We start from the raw sequence: 17,007 nt of genomic DNA on the forward strand, positions 1-17,007 counted from the left end.
CGATCTCCCCTCAGGAAAAATGACCGTAATGCTTGCTGATTTGCTGCCGACGCCTGCGGCTGATACCACTTACTCATGGGAGACCGCCGAGATGTCGGCCGGCGTTCCCTTTGAAATCTGCGAGCGGATGGTGTCCACGGTTCTTGCGGCGAGCAGGTTGCCGGCGGCGGCTGATCTCTCGAACCACGCCAGCGATTGCTGTGTATCTGCGGTAACCCATTCCCCCTTGAGATAGGCAAGGCCTAGCTGGTAGCTGGCATTCGGATGGTTACGGCTGGCCGCGCGGGTCAGCCAGTAGATGACTTGATCGCCGACGATCTGCCCCGATTGCCCCAGCGCGAAAATACGTGACAGCTCATACATTGCCGCGGTATTGCCGGCCTCGGCCGCACGCTTCAGCCATCGCATTCCCTCATCCTGTGACTTGCTGACGCCGTAGCCATTGATCAGCAGGTGGCCGAGGGAGGTCATGGCTTCCTTGTCGCCGGCGTTGGCGGCGCGATAGAGGCGTGCAGCCGCGGCATCCGGCTCCAGCGTCGGCGCGAAGCCGCCGAGGTAGAAATCACCGAGTGCCCGATCAGCCGCAATCGAGCCGCGCGCCGCCTGGGCTTTCAGCAGGGTTTCCGCGCCAAGCGGGTCTCTGTCGCTGGCGGAAAAGGCCAGCCAATCGGCCGCGAGCATGGTGGCCTTGGGATTGCGATATTCACCCTCAGCGCGAATGCCCTCGATCAGCGCCGAAGCCTGCGCTGCGTCACGCTTGATGCCGAGCCCCATCAGGTAGGCTTTCGACATCAGAAGCCTGGCGTCGTGGTTTCGCGGGTTTTCCGCCAGAACCTGGTGCAGGAGATTGACCGCCTGAGCCTGCCTGTCGCGGTAGCTGACGGAGGAGAGATAGGTTGAGGCCAGGGTGATCCTTGCACTCGGCGCGCCACTTTCCGCCGCCTTTTCAAGACGGTACAGACCGCGCTCGGCTTCTGCATCGGATGAGGCGATCAGGATGAGTAGCCGGCTCAATGCCACGTCCGTTTCGACATCGATGGCGTTGTCCGACAACAGATCCAGCATCTGCCGTGCAGCTTGAATGTTCTTTTCCCTCCCGCTGCCGATCAGCATGGCGGCGAGTTCGACGGTGTCGATCGGTTGCCGGGCGGCGCGCCTGACCTGGGCAAGGGTGAGGCTGTCCAAATCGCCGGCCCGCAGGCGATAGCTGACAAGGGCAAGGCCGGCGCGTGTATCTCCGCCGTCGAGCCGCCTTAGATAGAAGCGCTCGCCCTCCTGCCTTACTTCGGTATCGTCATCGTTTGTCTGGAGTGCTGCGAGATCCCATGCGGCCTGTTCAACGGCCTGCGCTTTTGCCTGTTCGAGCCAACGCTTGGCGAAGGTCCTGTTCGGCGCCAGAACATCGCCCTGCTGGTAAAGGTGGCCGAGTCGCAGCATGGCCTGCCCGACTTTCGCATCAGCCGCCTCGGTCAGCAGCCGCAACGCCTCGGTCAGCGGCAGGACTGTTTCGGAAAGCCTGCCGTCGAGTGCGAGGTCGGCGGTCAGAAAACTCGAAAATGCCACGCTGCGAAGGGGGTGCTTCTTCAATCCTTCGATCAGCGACAGTGCAACATCCTCGGGCAGCGCTTCGCCATTGGCCTGCAGCCATGCATTAAAGGCAAGGCCTGCTGAAGGATTCTGCTGCAACGCATGCTCCTTCAAAAGTGCAAGCAGCGCCGGCCCGATCATGCTCGAATTCGATGTCTTCCAGTATTTGTCGGCAAGGCCTGCCAAGGCATCGGGATTGTCGGCGATCGGCGAAAGCGCCGCGGCGATCATCTGTGCCTTTTCCTCAGGTGCGGCGGTGGAGCGCATGGCGACAGCCAGATCCAGGTTGGTCAGCTCCATGGCGGCATCTTTAAAGCCGATCATGGCGGCGCGGCTGAGCCATGTCCGCGCCTCGTCAGCGGGGATTTCCATATCGGGATTGCTGGTCGAACTGCGCCCGAGAGCAAGAGCCGATTCGGCGCTGCCTGCTTCGGCTGCGCCGCGGTAGAGGCTGGCGGCTCGCGCGACATCGCGGGGGATGCGGGTTCCCTGCAAGAGCTGCTCCGCCAGTGTCTCGACCGCCGCCAGATGCCCCTGGTCGACGGCGAGTGTCAGCCACTGCATCGCCTGTTGCGGCGACTGACTGGTCAGCCGGCCTTCGTCATAGGCCTGATAGAGCGCATAGGATGCCGGCCCCCAGCCGGCCAGCGCTCTTTTTTCCAGTGCCGCGAACGAAGCGTCCTTCGCCGGACCGTCGCTGAGCGTGCCGCTTTCCACGAGATCGATCACCGCCGGAATACTGCCCATGACGGCAGCGGCTTCCAGCTTCTGCGTTACCTCCTCGCCCGGAAGCTTACGGTTCTGTGCGGCATCGAGGGCCAGGACATAGGCCGCATCGCCGTTTCCCTGCAGAATGAGGTTTGTCAGCATCGGCCGCAGACCAGCCATGCCCTCGGCTTCGTTTTCCCGCAGGAGAAGACGCGCGAGCGCTACCGATGTGCCGGCCGACCGGTCACCGAATTCCATTGCCCGACGATAGGCGGCAATCGCTCCATCGCGATCGGCTACGCGCAAGGGATTGTCTGCTCCGGCCATTACGCCGGCGCGCAGCAATTCGGCCAGCCGGCGCTGGTCCTGAACCGTACGGCTTTTTGCCAGCCGTGCGATCATCGCCTGTTCATCGGCATAGGAGCCGTTCGGCAGGGCAATCTGCGCCGTTGCCGGCAACGATAGGGCCGACAGGCCGATGAATGTTCCGGCGAGAATGCCGGTCGCGGCTTTCAGGAAATGGTTCATGGATGCCCCCAGAAACATGTTGCATTGCCACCAGCAAATTCGTCGATCAGCGGCCGTTCCCCGGCGATCTCCCGATCAAAAAGGCCTGACAGCCTTTGATAGGCGAGCCCGCTTTCGTGGCCGGAAAGCGCTTCTGCCCAGGCCATGTAGTGGCGGCCGTGACCACGTTTTTCGAGAAAGCCCAGATCCGGCTTGAGAACATTCTTTTCCGGACCAGGTATGTGGTTCTCGGAGGAATAGACGAGGACGACGGTCGGGGAGGAAAGGCCGTTCATCATCGCGCCGACCAGTGTCGACAGCGTGCGGCCGTCCTTGTTGGCGTGACTGTACAGATCGATACCCTTGCCGCGTCCTATCTCCGCCAGAACGACAAGGCTAGACAGTGTCTGCCGCTGGTACCAGAGCGCGCGCGCACCCCTTCGTGCCTCCAGCTCCAGCGTGCCGTCGAGGCGGGTTTCCGCCAGGATCGTGTCGTAGCGGGCGAGCCCATTGTGCCGTAGCGCCTCATCGCCGGTGATCGAGCCCCATAGGGCGAGAACGCTGTCGGCGAGGACGCGATGGTTGTTTCGGTCGACGTCGCCGTCGAAAATCTTGTCGATCTTCCGCACCAGCGGATCCATCCAGCCCTTGAGCCTTTCCGCCTGCTGCGGTTCCAGCGTTGGTTCGATGATGGAATAGGCGGTCGCAAGCGGCAGAAGCTGCCGCTTCAATGCATAATAGGCGTCGTTGACCTCTTCCGTTTTCTCGAATGCATCCGCTTCCGCCCAGCGCAGCATGAGATCGGTGAGGCGCTTCCCGGCGGCTGCGTCGCCGGCCAGCGTCCGGCCGGACAGGACCATGATCGCCCAGGAGAAATCCTCCGCCTGGTTGTCCGAGCCATATCCTTCGGTGGTCGAAAGGCCCGCGATCGGTTTCAGCCTTGCCCATTTATTGTCGATGGGGACCGCAAGGCATGACCGGCGGATCGATGCATAGGGTTGGGTCGAGAGCTCCGCCGACCGTGCCGATACGTCGAACAGACCGTTCCACCCGGCCGCTGACGATGGCCCTGCCCAGGCCAATACAAGTGCCGTGCAGGTGAGTGCGAAAAGCCGGCTAGCCATTGTTGCCCTCGCTTCCTGTCCCGGTACCGAGCGGCTGGGAGATGCCGGTGCAGGATGTTTCCGTCGGTTGCGGGAATTGCAGGCCAGCGAAATGGCAGGCATGCGTGTTGGGTAGCGGTTGAGCCTTCGGCTTGCAGGCCATGCCGATCAGTGTTGCGGCACTCTCGCCGAGCTGCAGGAGATAGGGCGACAGCGGCCGCAGCTCTCCGCCATAGATGTTGCTGCGCTGATCCCGAAACCGGTTCGCCTCCAGAATGGTCTGGGATGCCCCGTCGACATTGATGGCATTGCCGTTCCTGGCGAAGGCGTTGCCGCTGATGACGGTTGTCGAGATCGGCTGGTACGGGTCCAGTTCGAAGTTTCGCGTCTGTCCTTCCACGGTTGTGCGCAAATCCGCGACATAGACGTCGGCGCCGCTCGTCCTGTTATCGCTCAGATGATTGTCGTAGAGCCCGACATCGACGCTGTTGCGCACCTTGATGCCGGCACGCAGGTTGCGGCTGAATTCGTTGGCAGCGGCAATATTGCATCCGCTTTCATAGAAGGTCAGGCCGTCGCCATGGTTGGCGATTGCGGTATTGGCATAGACGATATTGCGCGAACTCGTGCGGTCGAGCATCAGGCCGGAGCCCTTGTTCCAGACGGACACGTTGCCGATGATGAAGCTGTCATCGACTTCGCGGGAGACGATGATGCCGTGTTTCTTCTGTGAATCGTAGGCCGTGTTCAGCGCAATGAGAAGGTTGCGGGAACGGTCGTGCGGATCGATGCCATAGACGACATTGTCGCGATATTCGTTGGCAATCAGCTTCACATCGCTCGTTTCGTAGCTGTAGTAGCCGTAGCGCAGGTTCTCGAAGCTGTTCTCGACGATATTGCCGCGTGGGCGGTTTTCGTCCGTGGCGTAGAGAGATTGTACGGCCGCACCACTCGATTGGGTGAGGCCGAAGGCCTTGCTGGAATCATAGCCGAGCATGGCGAAACGGCTGCCGGCCAGTTCCAGATCGCTGCCGCCCCAGCCGGTGATGAACGGGCGAAAGATCGACTTGTTGCCTTCGTTGCCGAGCGCCGGCGCATTGGCGTGCTCGTCATAACCGACGATCTCGGTATCCTGAACGACAAGCTTGCCGGCGACCGCGATGAACGCGCCCGACTGCGCGCCGAGCTGGTAGCTGGAGAATTCCGCACCGGTCATGAGCAGCGTCGCGCCCGGCAAAACGATGATCGGTACCCGGATCAGGATCTCGGCCCCCTTGTCGACCAGAAGCGCGTTCGAGGCAGCCTGGGGGATGTCGCGCAGCAAGGACCCGAGCGTGACCACACCTTTCTCGACCGCAATATAGCGCGGCCAAGTCATCTGCTGGGACAGCTGGACCTGGTGGATCGCCGCATTGCCGCCGCTGGTCAGCTTGAAGGCTTCGAGGCTGAACGGGCTGAAGCCGAGGATGGCGAGGTGCGCTACGCCACCGGCCGGTGCTGGTACGCGTGCGCGCATCGTGCTGGCCGTCAGGGCGAAGATTTCCGGAATTTGCAGGCTGCTTGCCGAGCGGGTGGAAGGCACCGGAGCTTGGACGACGTGCCGGCCGAAATTGAAATTGGCCTTCTGTGCTGCGGCGGTATCAAGGCTGGCGATTGCCGGGAGCGTATAGCTGGCGGCGCTGTCGAGCCAGCCTTGCGTATCGAGGAGCCGGGCGCGGTTCTCACTCATTTTCCTGAGGGCGGGGATGCGAACAGAATAGGGAAGATCGCGTACCGCCGTGACCAGCGCCTCGACATCGCCATCGCGGGCAAACTGCGCCGAGGAGAGCCTTCTCGATATGTCTGACCGCGCCCTGGGTGATAGCGCGGCAAGCCGTGCCCGTGCCGGCTCCAACTCACCCCTTTCGACGAGGATCTCTGCAAACCGGCGCTGCGCATCGTCCCGGACATCGCTGCCGGACATCATGCCGATCAGCTCATCGGCAGTTTGATGTTCGCCCAGCCGAAAATAGGCGACCGACAGATCGGCGAGGTCCTGATCGCCGTCACGGGTCGATGTCAGAATCGTGCCCGCCTCGCCGAGGCTTGCAAGGGCCGTCTCGCGTTGCTCTTCTCCCAGAGATATGCCGATCTCGGTCAGAATTCGGCCGCGCGCCGCGGCTGTTTCCACCCGTTCCATATGGCTTCTGGCACCATCGAGACTGCCTTCGCGGGCGTGCCGCTTGGCCAGTTCTTCGACGACGCGATCCCGGTCCGGTCCGGCCGGAATGTCCTGAAGGATGTTCTCGGCCTCCTCCAGCTTGCCGTTCTTGATCAGTGCACGGGCAAGGCCCGAGCGTGCATGGGAAAGGTCTTCCGGACGGGTCACTTCGCGCAGGAGCGCCTCGGCTTCGGCGATCTGGTCCGCATCCGCCAGTCTCTTGCTCAGCCTCGAAAAAGCGAATGAGCGCTCTTTCGGGTCGGTGATCGCCTCGGCAAGCGGTCGCGCCAGCTCGAAGGCGGAAAGACCGGCAAAGGCGCTGGCGAGATCTGCGGCCGAATCCGGATCCTCGACGGGAGAGACTTCCAGCGCCTTCAAAGTGTCGAGGGCCGCTTGGTGATATCCCTGTCTGTCGAGCGCCCGCGCAACGGCGATCTCGGCATCGATCCTCTGACCATTGGTCAGCATCAGTGCGATATATTCCCGCGCGCGGATGGGTTTGTCGCCGGCAAGCCGCAGGTCGACAAGCTTGCGCAGCGCCCTGTCCTGATCCGATGCGCGGGCCATGGACTTGAGAACCTGCAGGGCGAAGTGGCTGTCCTGTTTCTCGATCGCCTGGTCGAAAAGGCTGGAGAGGATCTGCTTGCGGTCATCCTTGTCCCGCTCCAGCGCGCGAGCCGCCTGCAAAGCGCGGAAGAGGTCGCCTGCCTTGATGGCTTCGCCGGCTATCTCGACCAATGCATCGGCTGATAATTTGCGCTCGCCGACGAAACGCGCCAGCGCTTCCATCCTGTAGATGTCCGAGCGAGCGCCGGAGGTGGTCATGGCGTCCGTCGCCGTCTCGATGATGTCGCCATGCTTGCCATCGAAGGGAAATATCGTGGCGACTGCGCGCATCGCGCCATCGCGTGTCTGCTTGCGGTCTATGCCGCGCGCATCCTCGATGGCTCTCAAGCCCAAGCGTTCGGCCTCTGCCATCTGGCCGACGCGGACATGCATGCGCGCAAGCTGAGACCAAGCGGCCGAGCGGTAGGCGGGGTCCTTGATACTTGCGATTTCCGCCTTGGCCTCGAGGTCTCGTTTCAGGCCGTCTTCGTCGGCGGCAATGCCGAGGCTGAGCGCCTGGACGAGGCTCAGCCTCAACATGTCCGACGTGACTGCCTCGATCCCCAAGGCGGCAACCGCCGCCCTTGCCGTGTCATTGTCGATGGTTGTACCTGCCAGCTTTTCGAGTACCGAAATCGCTTCTACTGCCTTTCGCAGGATGACGACCTTCCGGTCCTTTTGCGATGGCTCGTCCAGCTGCATGATTGCCTCGCGAACGGCGGTTTCCGCCAGTCGCGCTTCGTCATCCATCGATGCTCGCGCGGGCAAGGCCGTGACGAGGGTGGCCAGACCCAAAGCAACCGTCGCAACATAGGCCTGCCGGAGTTTTCCGAGGTTCATCATCAGCCGACCTTTTTCTGGTTTTCCTGATCGTCAGCCGGAAGGCGCCGGCTATCGAACGTGACGGTCAACAGCAGTTCGAGCGGATCGTCCGAACGATTGCTGACGGTTAGATCGGCGTCGGTTGGCAAACTGTGGGCCGAGCCTACGTCGGCGCTGATCGCCACCGTATTCGACAGCATCGAAGCATGCCCTGACAGCACCGTCAGCATTCGGTCGGAAGCCTTATCCTCAGCCGACAATTTCATATGCTCGTGCGGCCGTATGGTCAGATGCTCGATCCGGTAGCTGCCGTTGCTTTCCAGCATTCTTGAAAACCCTCCCTGTCGCTGCTGGACCACGTGCAGATCTGCGGCCGGATGCTGACCTTTCGCCAGATGCTGGGCGATGAACTTGACGTCCTGCGACTGCGCCCGCGAGGCGACAAGAAGCGCGTCTTCGGTGTCGACCACGACGATGTTGGACAACCCGACGACCGAGACCAGGCGCTGGCCGGCGCGGATATAGCTGCGGCGCACGTCCTTCAGCACCGCTTCGCCGAGGATGACGTTTTCATCGCCATTTCGATCGCCGACCTCCCAAAGTGCCTCGAACGAGCCGAGGTCGTTCCAGTCGGGTGAAACCGGCAGGACGCCGAGCTTGCGCGAATGCTCCATCACCGCATGATCGATGGAAATTTCCGGTGCCTCGCCATAGATCGGTGTCAGCCAAATCCGGTTGTCGCTGCGGGCTGCGGAGCTTGCCGCTTCCATGGCGATCTCCAGAACATCCGGCGCAAAGGCCGAGAGTTCCTCCAGGATCGAGGAGGCGCGGAACATGAAAATGCCGCTGTTCCAAGTGTGGCGTGAATCGGCAACAAGCTGGTGGGCGCGCTCGATATCGGGCTTTTCGATGAATGCCTCGACCCTGTGCATGCCGTACTCGCTGTTATCGGCGGCGCAGATATACCCGAAACCGGTTTCGGGTGCCGTCGGGCGAATGCCGAACAGCGCGATGCCGCCCTGGCTGACGAAAGGGATCGCAGCAAGATAGGCCTCCAGAAGCCGATCCGGCCGGCCGACACGGTGATCGCTCGGCACGACGAGCATGATCGCATCCGGATCTTCTTCGGCGACCAGAACGGCGGCGGCCGCAATCGCCGGTGCCGTCGAGCGAATGGCCGGCTCGATGACGATACGGGGAATAGCGCTCTCGTCCGTCATTGTGGCGACGGCCTGTTCCAGCTCCAGCTGCACTCGTGGTTCGTGGGCAGTGTTGACCAGAACCATGGCGCGACCGAAGGCGGGGTCGTCGAAGCGGCGCAGCGTATCCTGGAAGAGCGAGGTGTCGCCGACGAGCTTCTGGAATTGCTTGGGCTCCAGCCGGCGCGACAACGGCCAAAGCCTGGTGCCTGACCCGCCGCACATGATAATCGGTATGATCGTGCTCATGGTTTTGTCTCCGCGACGGTCGCCTGCTGAGGCGGGGTGGACGCAAAAGCTCTCGAGAAAAGCGAAAAGGCCCTGCCGGGAACGCTATCCTGGAAGAGATCGAAGCTGACCTCGACCGGCTGGCCGATCATATCGGCCGAGAGCGGCTTTTTCGGATCGATGACGACGGTCAACGGATCGCGCGGCAGGTCTGCCTGGCTGCCGCCCTTGCCGGGCAGCCAAAGGATGTCGGCATTGCCGATCCTGCTGCCATCGGCATAGGTGAGCGTTGCCGTCTCGACGCCATAGAGCCCCATCAGCTTGTCGGCCGGCACGGCGGCCGAGACGACGATCGGGGCATCACCGCGCATCAGGCGGATGATCGGTTCACCCATCTTGACGAAGTCACCGTTGGCGAAGCGCTGGTCGACCTGAATGCAGTCGCAGGGTGACTGGATGGTGATCGGGTTTCCGACCGGCGGATTGATCGTCATCAAGGGTTCACCGAGCGCCACCTCGCGCTGCTGGTTGAGGAAGCCGATGCGCCCGACCGCGGGTGAGGCGACATTGACCGTCTTGGCCGAAACGCTGGCGCCCTCGCTGCGCACTACATAGAACTGGTCGTAGACATTGGCCGAGAGGAAGGTAACGAGCGCGGCGCCGATGGCGAACACGCCGGCCGAGGCCGCGAGCCTTCTACCGACATGCGCGATCCGTCCGGCAGTCGTCAGCTTGGGAGCGGGCGGGATCTGCTTGAGGGCGCCGGGCTCGCTGCGGCGGGCGACATCCAGAATATCGCCGGCCCTAACGACTTCGCCGGAGAGGATGGCGTCCGTGACGTAGCGCAGCAGGCTTGCCTGGCCGTCTTCCAGATCGAGGAAGACGAAACTGGTGCGCTTCATCGGGCCGGAGGAATAAAGCACCTCCGACGGTACCGTCAGGCCGAATTCATAACCTTCGAACGGTATCGACAGTGCTGCCATGACGCTCTTGCCGACGGCAAAACCGCCGGCCTCGACGGCGAAGCCGTTCATCGACCAGTCATGAACCTGAAAGGTCTGTCCGTCGATCGTGGCGCGCATCGGCAGGCGATAGCGTGGATGTTGGCGCTGAAGCTCGGCTTCGTATGACATTGATCCCATGATGCAAGACTCCTGTCCGTGCGATTGATTTTCAGTGGCCGATGGCGTGGGTGACGCCGATCATCCAGGAACACAGGGTGACGAGTGCCAGGACGCTGACGGCCTGGTAGAATTTGGATTCGAACTGTCTGAAGGACGTCACAAGGTTGCGGTCGCGACGCGCCAGGGTGGTCTTCTGGCGGGTCCATTTCTGCCGATCGAGATGGAAGAACACGAAGATCTTCATCATCGAACCGTAGATCTGGTTGAAATAGAGCAGCAGCGGCGTGATCGCCGATATGCGCTTGCGGGCCGATAGCAGCGACAGGGTGAGTGCATATCGCGAGGCCAGTATCCAGACGATGTAGACCAGGATCGTGAAGGGCGAGATGAGCAGCGTTGCAAGGATTGCGCTCGTCAGGCCGATCAGGCAGGTCCACATGGACAGCCGCTGGTCGAGGATTGCCCACCACACGAACGGTCTGACATGGCGCGGCCCCAGGGCCAGCGCGCGGCCGTTGGTGCGCAGCATGTTGCCATACCAGCGGACCATCAGCATGGCGGCGGAGCCGAAGAAGCTGCTGGTCGGCGGATCCTCGATGGTCGTGACCATCACATCCGGCAGGTAGAGCATGTCGTAGCGGTTTTTCAGAAGCCAGAACCAGCTGGACTTGTCGTCGCCAGTCAGAAACCTGAAGCGGCCCAGGCGCGGATGATCGATGTAATCGAGTTCGACCTGCGAGACGAAGGACGGATCACAGATGATCGATGCGCGGAACATCGACATGCGCCCGGTGAGCGTCAGGACGCGTCGCGACAGACCCATGGACGACATCAGGATGTGCCGCTGGGCAAATCGCAATGCATACCATTGGACAAAGAGCCAGCTGCCGTTGACCTTGGCGATCTCGTCGGTGGTCAGCGCCCCGACCTTCGGATCATGGAAGAAGGGAGCGCATTTCTCCACGAGGTCCGGCGGAACGATGCTGTCGCCGTCGATGACCGCGACCATGGCGTCCGGCGCCGGCATCAACCGGGCGATCGCCCGGAAGCCGCAGGCCAGCGCATCGCGCTTTCCGGTGCCTTCTATCCGAAGAAGGATCAGATCGACCTTGTCGCTCTCTCTCACCATCGAGGCGAAGAGCTTCTTGATGATACGCTGGTCGGACACGTCGACGATCGAAGCGACGATCGTCGCCGGTCCGGGCGCCTGAAGTGCGGCGTTGAAGGCTGCGCGATAGACCTCGATCGTCGTTTCCGTCGGGATGCGGAAACTGGTCACCAGGAAATAGGAGGCAAAGCCGTCTCGCCGCCTGGAGACCGCCTGTCGCCGCAGGCGTGGGAAAACCCACGCCCGGTAGATGACGCTGCGCAGGAAATGGAGGATGCCCCAGCCGTAGCGCCAGGCTCCGACAATTCCGATCGCCAGCCCGGTCTTGCTGTCGATGATCGCATAGGCCTGGCTCGGCAACGATGTCGCCAAGGTTGCTATCGCCAGGACCATGAGAACATGCGCCGCCGGGCTCTGGGAGAATTCACCAGCAGATGCCATGGTAATTTCCCTGGCTGCGCAGAGCCTTGTCGACACGGACGAGATCGATGATCTGCGTGTTCGGCTTCACGTGATTGAGCGAGCCGTTCATCTCGGCGCGATTGCCTACGACAATGACGTCGCTGTCCTCGATGACGGTGTCGATGTCTTCGTTGAGCAGGTCCGCCAGATGCGGCAGCCGTGCCTTGACGAAACTCGCATTGGCACCGGTCAGGTGCGCCAGCCGGATATTCGGATCGAAGATCTTGATCTGGAAACCGCGACCGTAGAGGCGTTCGGCAAGTTCGACGAGCGGGCTTTCACGCAGATCGTCCGTATCCGGCTTGAAGCTCAAGCCGACGAAGCCGACCTTGCGGCTGCCGTGGTCGGTGACCATGCTGTAGGCGCGATTGATCTGCACCTCGTTGGCGGCCAGCGTCGCTTCCAGCAGCGGGGCAGGCGTGCCCTGGCGCCGGGACATCGAGATGAGGGCGCGAAGATCCTTGGGCAGGCAGGAGCCGCCAAAGGCAAAGCCCGGCGTCAGATAGGCCTTGGAGATATTCAGACGGTCATCGGCGCAGAGGATTTCCAGGGCCACATGGCTGTCGATGCCGGCCTTGCTGAGAATGTTGCCGATCTCGTTGGAGAAGGAGATCTTCAATGCGTGCCAGGCGTTGTTGGTGTACTTGATGCCTTCGGCCGTCTTGATGTCGACCACGTATTTCGGCCGATCGAGATGTGAATGTATTTCATTCAGGCGGTCGAGGGTGAACTTGTCGACGGTGCCGAAAATGCAAACGCCGGGGTCGTAGTAATCCTTGATCGCCGTGCTTTCGCGCAGGAATTCGGGAAGGTAGGCGATGCCGAAATCCTCCCCTGCCTTCATACCCGATGCCTTTTCCAGCGCCGGAACGACAATGCTCTCGGTCGTGCCGGGAAGGCAGGTGGAGCGAACCACGACGGAGTGGAAGGTGTTCTTCTGTTTCAGCGCCGCGCCGATCTCTTCGGCGACGCGCATCAGGTATTCGGTGTTGAGGCTGCCGTCCGGGCGCGAAGGCGTGCCGACGCAGATGAGAGACAGATCCGTCGCGGCGACGGCGGCCGCCGCATCGGATGTCGCGGTCAGCCGACCCGAGGCTACGCCGTCCTTGATAAAGTCTTCGAGACCGGGCTCGATAATGGGGGATTTCCCGGCCAGGAGCGGCTGGATCTTATTGGGGTCAGGGTCCACGGCAATGACCGTGTGGCCGTCCTTTGCAAGGCATGCGGCAGATACCGCGCCGACATAGCCGGCGCCGAAAATACTGATCTTCATGGTCAGGTCCTCATTGCACTGACGCAAATAGATCATCGGATCAGATTGATAACATTAACGTAAATTAACTAAATGAGAAAAAAGAATCAGTATTCCCGAAGTAAAAAAATAACCGGCGTAACGCCGGCTATGGATCATTCACTTTTTAAACGTTTATCTTTGCTTAGGCTGCTTCGATCATTTCGTCAGCCAGTCCCGAAAGCCACAATATGTCCCTTACCATGATACCTCCGCGGCATGTATCGACTACGCCTCTGCGGGCGAATTCGCTGATGACGCGATTGAAGTGGATATGGGTCACGCCGATCGCGTCGGCGAGAAGGGACTGGGTGACGGGAATCATGACCGGTCCGAGCTGGCCCTTGGGCGTCAGCCGGCGGACCATGTCCGTCAGCAGCGTGGCAACGCGAAGGCGGGTGTCGGCTCTTCCGAGGCTGGTGATATGGTTGCGCATGATCGCGTTCTGTTGTTCGGCCAAGGTCCATAGGGCCTGATTGAGGCCGACGATCGTGTTGGCCATGCTGATCAGGCTTTCGCATTCGAACCGGTCGATGCGCACCGGCGTCACGGCAGCCACGTTATGGTCTATCGTCGTCGGGTAGATGTGCGGGCTGCACAGGTCGCCCGGCATCAGGAACATGATCACCTGGCGACTGCCATCGGGCAGGATACGATAGCGCATTGCAATGCCCTGGCCGATTGCCGCAGCCTGGCGGCCGGTCGGTCCGATGGACAGGATCTCGGCGCCCTTGTCGGCGCCGCTGCTCTTGAAGGCGATGCCATCGAGCATCGGATTGATCAGTCCGGATGATGGCAAGAGATCTGCTAAACGCCGAATAAAAGGTGACGTATGAACCATAAGGCTCACTCCCTCAGGCTCGAAGCCCCGGTGGTTGCCGGGCAACAGGAGATTGATACGAAAATTGCAGTATAAATGGCACTCGCGACGCGGAAGCGTCACGTTAAGAACTGCGGCCTGAGGTAAGTCTCCCCGATGTGCGATATATTGCCTTGAAATTAACTTGAGTTAATCAAAGGTCTGTACAGCGCTTATGCAACTATAAGATACCAAATTCTGGAGGCAAGCAAGTGTGCTTGTATAGAAAAAATTAAATTTCATTTTTGCAAGAATTAATCTCTCGTTAACCTAGGTAAACGACGCAGATGATGTGCATGTCCTATAGCCTGTCCTACCTTTCTCATGGATGGGGCTACCACGCATGTATCTCGCACGCAAAGTCTCGCAGACATCAAGTCGATCACATGGACGAGAATTTCTCTCGTTGGAAGATGCCGCCGATCATGTCCTGAAATGCCTTTTCGAAGACATGTTCCCGCTATGGGCCACCGTCGGGCTGGACCGTGCGAAGGGCGGATTTTGTGAGGCGATTGCCGCCGACTGCTCGGTTCCTGCCGGAAACCGCCGCGTTCGGGTAACGGCTCGGCAGCTTTATGTATTCTCCGAGGCAGCCGGGCTCGGTCTCAATCCATCGGTCGCAAGTGCTTGTATTCTCCACGGATTTCGCTTTCTTAAAGAGCATAGCAGCGGAGATGGGCTGATCAGGCACAGTATTTCCGCCGATGGTGCGTGCCTTGACGAGGGGCATGACCTCTATGATCAGGCCTTCCTGCTGCTTGCATGGTCGAGCGCCTATCGGCATCTGCAGGACGATCAATTCCGCCAGCGGGCGCTACGCCTCCTGTCGTCGATCCGCCGGCGTTTCGCACATCCGGCCGGTGGTTTCGTCGATCGTACGGACCGGCCCTTCCCCCTGCGGGCGAATCCGCACATGCACCTCCTTGAAGCAGCGTTGGCATGGATGACGACCGATGACGACCCCGCCTGGCGTGGGTTGGCGGACGAGATCGTCACCCTGTTCAGGACGTATTTTTTCGATGCAAGACATGGGGTTGTACGCGAGTTCTTCAGCTCCGACTGGCGCGCCATCGAGACGAATGGCAGATGCCTTGTCGAACCCGGACACAACTATGAGTGGGCATGGCTGTTGATGCGCTGGGAGGCGCTCACGGGGAGCGATGCCGGCGGTTGCGCCGGTGCGATGATCAATTTTGCCGAGACCCACGGCTATGACGGCCGGCGCCGTGTCGCCGTCAACGAATGCTGGCATGACGGCGCGGTCCACGATGCGACGGCGAGGCTCTGGCCGCAAACCGAGCGGCTCAAGGCCTGGATCGCGATGGCCGAGGCCGGTACGGGCCTTGTGCGCCTGGAGGCGGAGGCGCGTGCGCTCGATGCGGCGCGCAGCCTGTTCTCCTATCTCGATCCCGAGGCACCCGGCCTGTGGCGTGACGTCATGCTCGAGGATGGCACGTTCACGCCGTGCGTCTCACCGGCGAGTTCGTTCTACCACATCATCTGCGCTGCAGGAGAACTGGTGCGCTACGCGGAAGGCCTCGGCGTCGATGATGTCAGCGTGGCCAATGTCCGGGCTGGATTGCCTCCCGCATTCATCGCCAGTAACGCCATGACGCGTGCGGCCATGGCCCCGAATGGCAGCACGCAGAGGGTGAACGGCAAAAATTCCGTGGAGCGGCCAGCATGATCGACGTCAGTTCCTTTGCCGATGCCGTTATGCCGGGCCTGCCTGCTCCGGCGAGCAGCCTCAAATTCGGCACCAGCGGCCTGCGCGGCCTCGTCGTCGATCTGGTCGGCCTGCCCAGCCGCAGTTACGCTCTGGCCTTCATTCGCCACATGCTGGAGACTTCGGATGGGGTCGATCAGGTGGTGATCGGCCATGACTTGCGATCAAGCAGTCCGCAGATCGCCCTGGATTGCGCTGCCGCTTGTGCTTTTGCAGGGATCGTTGCGGTGGATTGCGGCGCGCTGCCGACGCCCGCCCTGGCGCTGGAAGCTCAGCGTCGTGGTTGCCCGGCGATCATGGTGACGGGTAGCCACATCCCGGACGATCGCAACGGTCTCAAATTCTATCGCGCGGATGGCGAGATCACCAAGGAGGATGAGGCCGCTATCCTTGGCCAGCATGCCGCTCTTGTCGATCCGGACGGGCTTGCGGCGAGCATACCGGCATTCGTCGTCCCGGAAGGGGATCCGATCGCGCCCTATGTCGAGCGCTATGCGGATTTCTTCGGCGCGCAGGCCCTCAAGGGGCTGCGGATCGGCGTGTACCAGCACAGTTCGGTTGGTCGCGATGCCCTGATGCAGGTTCTGCAGGCGCTGGGCGCCGAGGTTTCCGGTTTTGGCCGCTCGGCGCACTTCATTCCTGTCGATACCGAGGCGCATAGTCCCGAGCAGCTGTCGATGATCGGGAAGGCCGCGCGCGAGGGTGGATTTTCGGCAATCGTTTCGACGGATGGCGATGCCGACCGTCCTCTTGTTGCCGATGAGGCGGGGCGTGTGCTGCGCGGTGACGTGCTGGGGCTGATGGTCGCCGCGCTGTTGCGGCCGGATGGTATCGTAACGCCCGTGACGTCGGGCTCGGTCATCGAGCGCTCCGCCATTGCAGGTGACGTGGTTCGGACGCGCGTCGGTTCCCCCTATGTCATCGATGGCATGAAAATGCTGGCAGATGCGGGAAAATCGGTGATCGGGTTCGAAGCGAATGGAGGCGTGCTTTTGGGATATGATGCCGTCCGGCATGGATGCCGGCTGGTTGCCCTGCCCACCCGTGACGCATTTCTGCCGATCATAGCATCGCTTGTTCTGGCTGCCGAAGCCGACAGGACGCTCGGACAGGTCGTTGCCGACCTTGATGTCGGCTTTGCCGTCGCCGACCGTTTGAAGGACGTGCCGAGCGCGTCATCCATGGATTTTCTCGAAAAACTTGCTGCAGATCCCGTATTTCAGGAATCTTTCTTTCTTGAGGCTGGAAGGGTTGTCACGTCGAGTCGGACCGATGGTCTGCGTATTGGGTTGGATAATGGAACCGTGATCCACTACCGCGCATCCGGCAACGCACCCGAACTGCGCTGTTATGTCGAGGCAATGAGTGCAACCGACGCGGAAAGCCTGCTGGCATGGGGGCTTCGCGCCGCCGGCGCGGCAGTGCAGCCGCAGTTGTGCAGACAGGGTTAGTCTCGATGGGGGCGGCAGTGATGCTG

The 17,007-nt window shown here is 61.4% G+C and carries 10 protein-coding genes; 2 read left to right on the plus strand and 8 right to left on the minus strand.

What is annotated here, in order from left to right:
- Positions 1-69: 69 nt before the first annotated feature.
- From AC0JZ4_RS06465 to AC0JZ4_RS06500, 8 genes are all read right to left on the minus strand, one after another.
- Positions 70-2,823 carry a tetratricopeptide repeat protein gene (locus AC0JZ4_RS06465; protein WP_471885581.1) on the minus strand — a complete coding sequence of 918 codons (2,754 nt, stop codon included), beginning with the start codon at positions 2,821-2,823 and terminating at the stop codon, positions 70-72.
- The gene (locus AC0JZ4_RS06470; RefSeq protein ID WP_471885582.1) at positions 2,820-3,926 is read right to left on the minus strand and encodes an alginate lyase family protein; all 1,107 of its coding nucleotides are present in this window, start codon (positions 3,924-3,926) and stop codon (positions 2,820-2,822) included. Before AC0JZ4_RS06470 ends, AC0JZ4_RS06465 begins: the two co-directional genes overlap by 4 nt.
- Complete coding sequence (locus AC0JZ4_RS06475; RefSeq protein ID WP_471885583.1) at positions 3,919-7,554, minus strand: NosD domain-containing protein; 3,636 nt, start codon at positions 7,552-7,554, stop codon at positions 3,919-3,921. Before AC0JZ4_RS06475 ends, AC0JZ4_RS06470 begins: the two co-directional genes overlap by 8 nt.
- The gene (locus AC0JZ4_RS06480) at positions 7,554-8,981 is read right to left on the minus strand and encodes a mannose-1-phosphate guanylyltransferase/mannose-6-phosphate isomerase (RefSeq protein ID WP_471885584.1); all 1,428 of its coding nucleotides are present in this window, start codon (positions 8,979-8,981) and stop codon (positions 7,554-7,556) included. The genes AC0JZ4_RS06475 and AC0JZ4_RS06480 overlap by 1 nt, the downstream gene beginning before the upstream one ends.
- Positions 8,978-10,102 carry a PilZ domain-containing protein gene (locus tag AC0JZ4_RS06485; RefSeq protein ID WP_471885585.1) on the minus strand — a complete coding sequence of 375 codons (1,125 nt, stop codon included), beginning with the start codon at positions 10,100-10,102 and terminating at the stop codon, positions 8,978-8,980. The genes AC0JZ4_RS06480 and AC0JZ4_RS06485 overlap by 4 nt, the downstream gene beginning before the upstream one ends.
- Before the next feature lie 31 nt (positions 10,103-10,133).
- Positions 10,134-11,633 carry a glycosyltransferase gene (locus AC0JZ4_RS06490; protein WP_471885586.1) on the minus strand — a complete coding sequence of 500 codons (1,500 nt, stop codon included), beginning with the start codon at positions 11,631-11,633 and terminating at the stop codon, positions 10,134-10,136.
- On the minus strand, positions 11,617-12,927 hold the full coding sequence (locus AC0JZ4_RS06495) for a nucleotide sugar dehydrogenase (RefSeq protein WP_471885587.1): 1,311 nt from the start codon (positions 12,925-12,927) through the stop codon (positions 11,617-11,619). Before AC0JZ4_RS06495 ends, AC0JZ4_RS06490 begins: the two co-directional genes overlap by 17 nt.
- 163 nt (positions 12,928-13,090) lie before the next feature.
- Positions 13,091-13,744 (minus strand): Crp/Fnr family transcriptional regulator, encoded by a 654-nt coding sequence (locus AC0JZ4_RS06500; protein WP_471885588.1) that lies wholly within the window; start codon positions 13,742-13,744, stop codon positions 13,091-13,093.
- Positions 13,745-14,147: 403 nt separating this feature from the next.
- On the opposite strand from AC0JZ4_RS06500, the gene AC0JZ4_RS06505 reads away from it, so the two are divergent.
- Positions 14,148-15,491 carry an AGE family epimerase/isomerase gene (locus AC0JZ4_RS06505; protein WP_471885589.1) on the plus strand — a complete coding sequence of 448 codons (1,344 nt, stop codon included), beginning with the start codon at positions 14,148-14,150 and terminating at the stop codon, positions 15,489-15,491.
- A complete protein-coding gene (locus AC0JZ4_RS06510) occupies positions 15,488-16,981 on the plus strand; it encodes a phosphomannomutase (protein ID WP_471885590.1) in 1,494 nt (497 codons plus the stop codon). Before AC0JZ4_RS06505 ends, AC0JZ4_RS06510 begins: the two co-directional genes overlap by 4 nt.
- Positions 16,982-17,007: the final 26 nt, after the last annotated feature.

The sequence above is a fragment of the [Rhizobium] kunmingense genome (assembly GCF_977018605.1).

What these genes read in the sequence shown, in the direction of transcription:
- AC0JZ4_RS06465 (WP_471885581.1), bottom strand. Translation starts at nt 2,823, where the DNA reads ATGAACCATTTCCTGAAAGCCGCGACCGGCATTCTCGCCGGAACATTC.
- AC0JZ4_RS06470 (WP_471885582.1), bottom strand. Translation starts at nt 3,926, where the DNA reads ATGGCTAGCCGGCTTTTCGCACTCACCTGCACGGCACTTGTATTGGCC.
- AC0JZ4_RS06475 (WP_471885583.1), bottom strand. Translation starts at nt 7,554, where the DNA reads ATGATGAACCTCGGAAAACTCCGGCAGGCCTATGTTGCGACGGTTGCT.
- AC0JZ4_RS06480 (WP_471885584.1), bottom strand. Translation starts at nt 8,981, where the DNA reads ATGAGCACGATCATACCGATTATCATGTGCGGCGGGTCAGGCACCAGG.
- AC0JZ4_RS06485 (WP_471885585.1), bottom strand. Translation starts at nt 10,102, where the DNA reads ATGGGATCAATGTCATACGAAGCCGAGCTTCAGCGCCAACATCCACGC.
- AC0JZ4_RS06490 (WP_471885586.1), bottom strand. Translation starts at nt 11,633, where the DNA reads ATGGCATCTGCTGGTGAATTCTCCCAGAGCCCGGCGGCGCATGTTCTC.
- AC0JZ4_RS06495 (WP_471885587.1), bottom strand. Translation starts at nt 12,927, where the DNA reads ATGAAGATCAGTATTTTCGGCGCCGGCTATGTCGGCGCGGTATCTGCC.
- AC0JZ4_RS06505 (WP_471885589.1), top strand. Translation starts at nt 14,148, where the DNA reads ATGTATCTCGCACGCAAAGTCTCGCAGACATCAAGTCGATCACATGGA.
- AC0JZ4_RS06510 (WP_471885590.1), top strand. Translation starts at nt 15,488, where the DNA reads ATGATCGACGTCAGTTCCTTTGCCGATGCCGTTATGCCGGGCCTGCCT.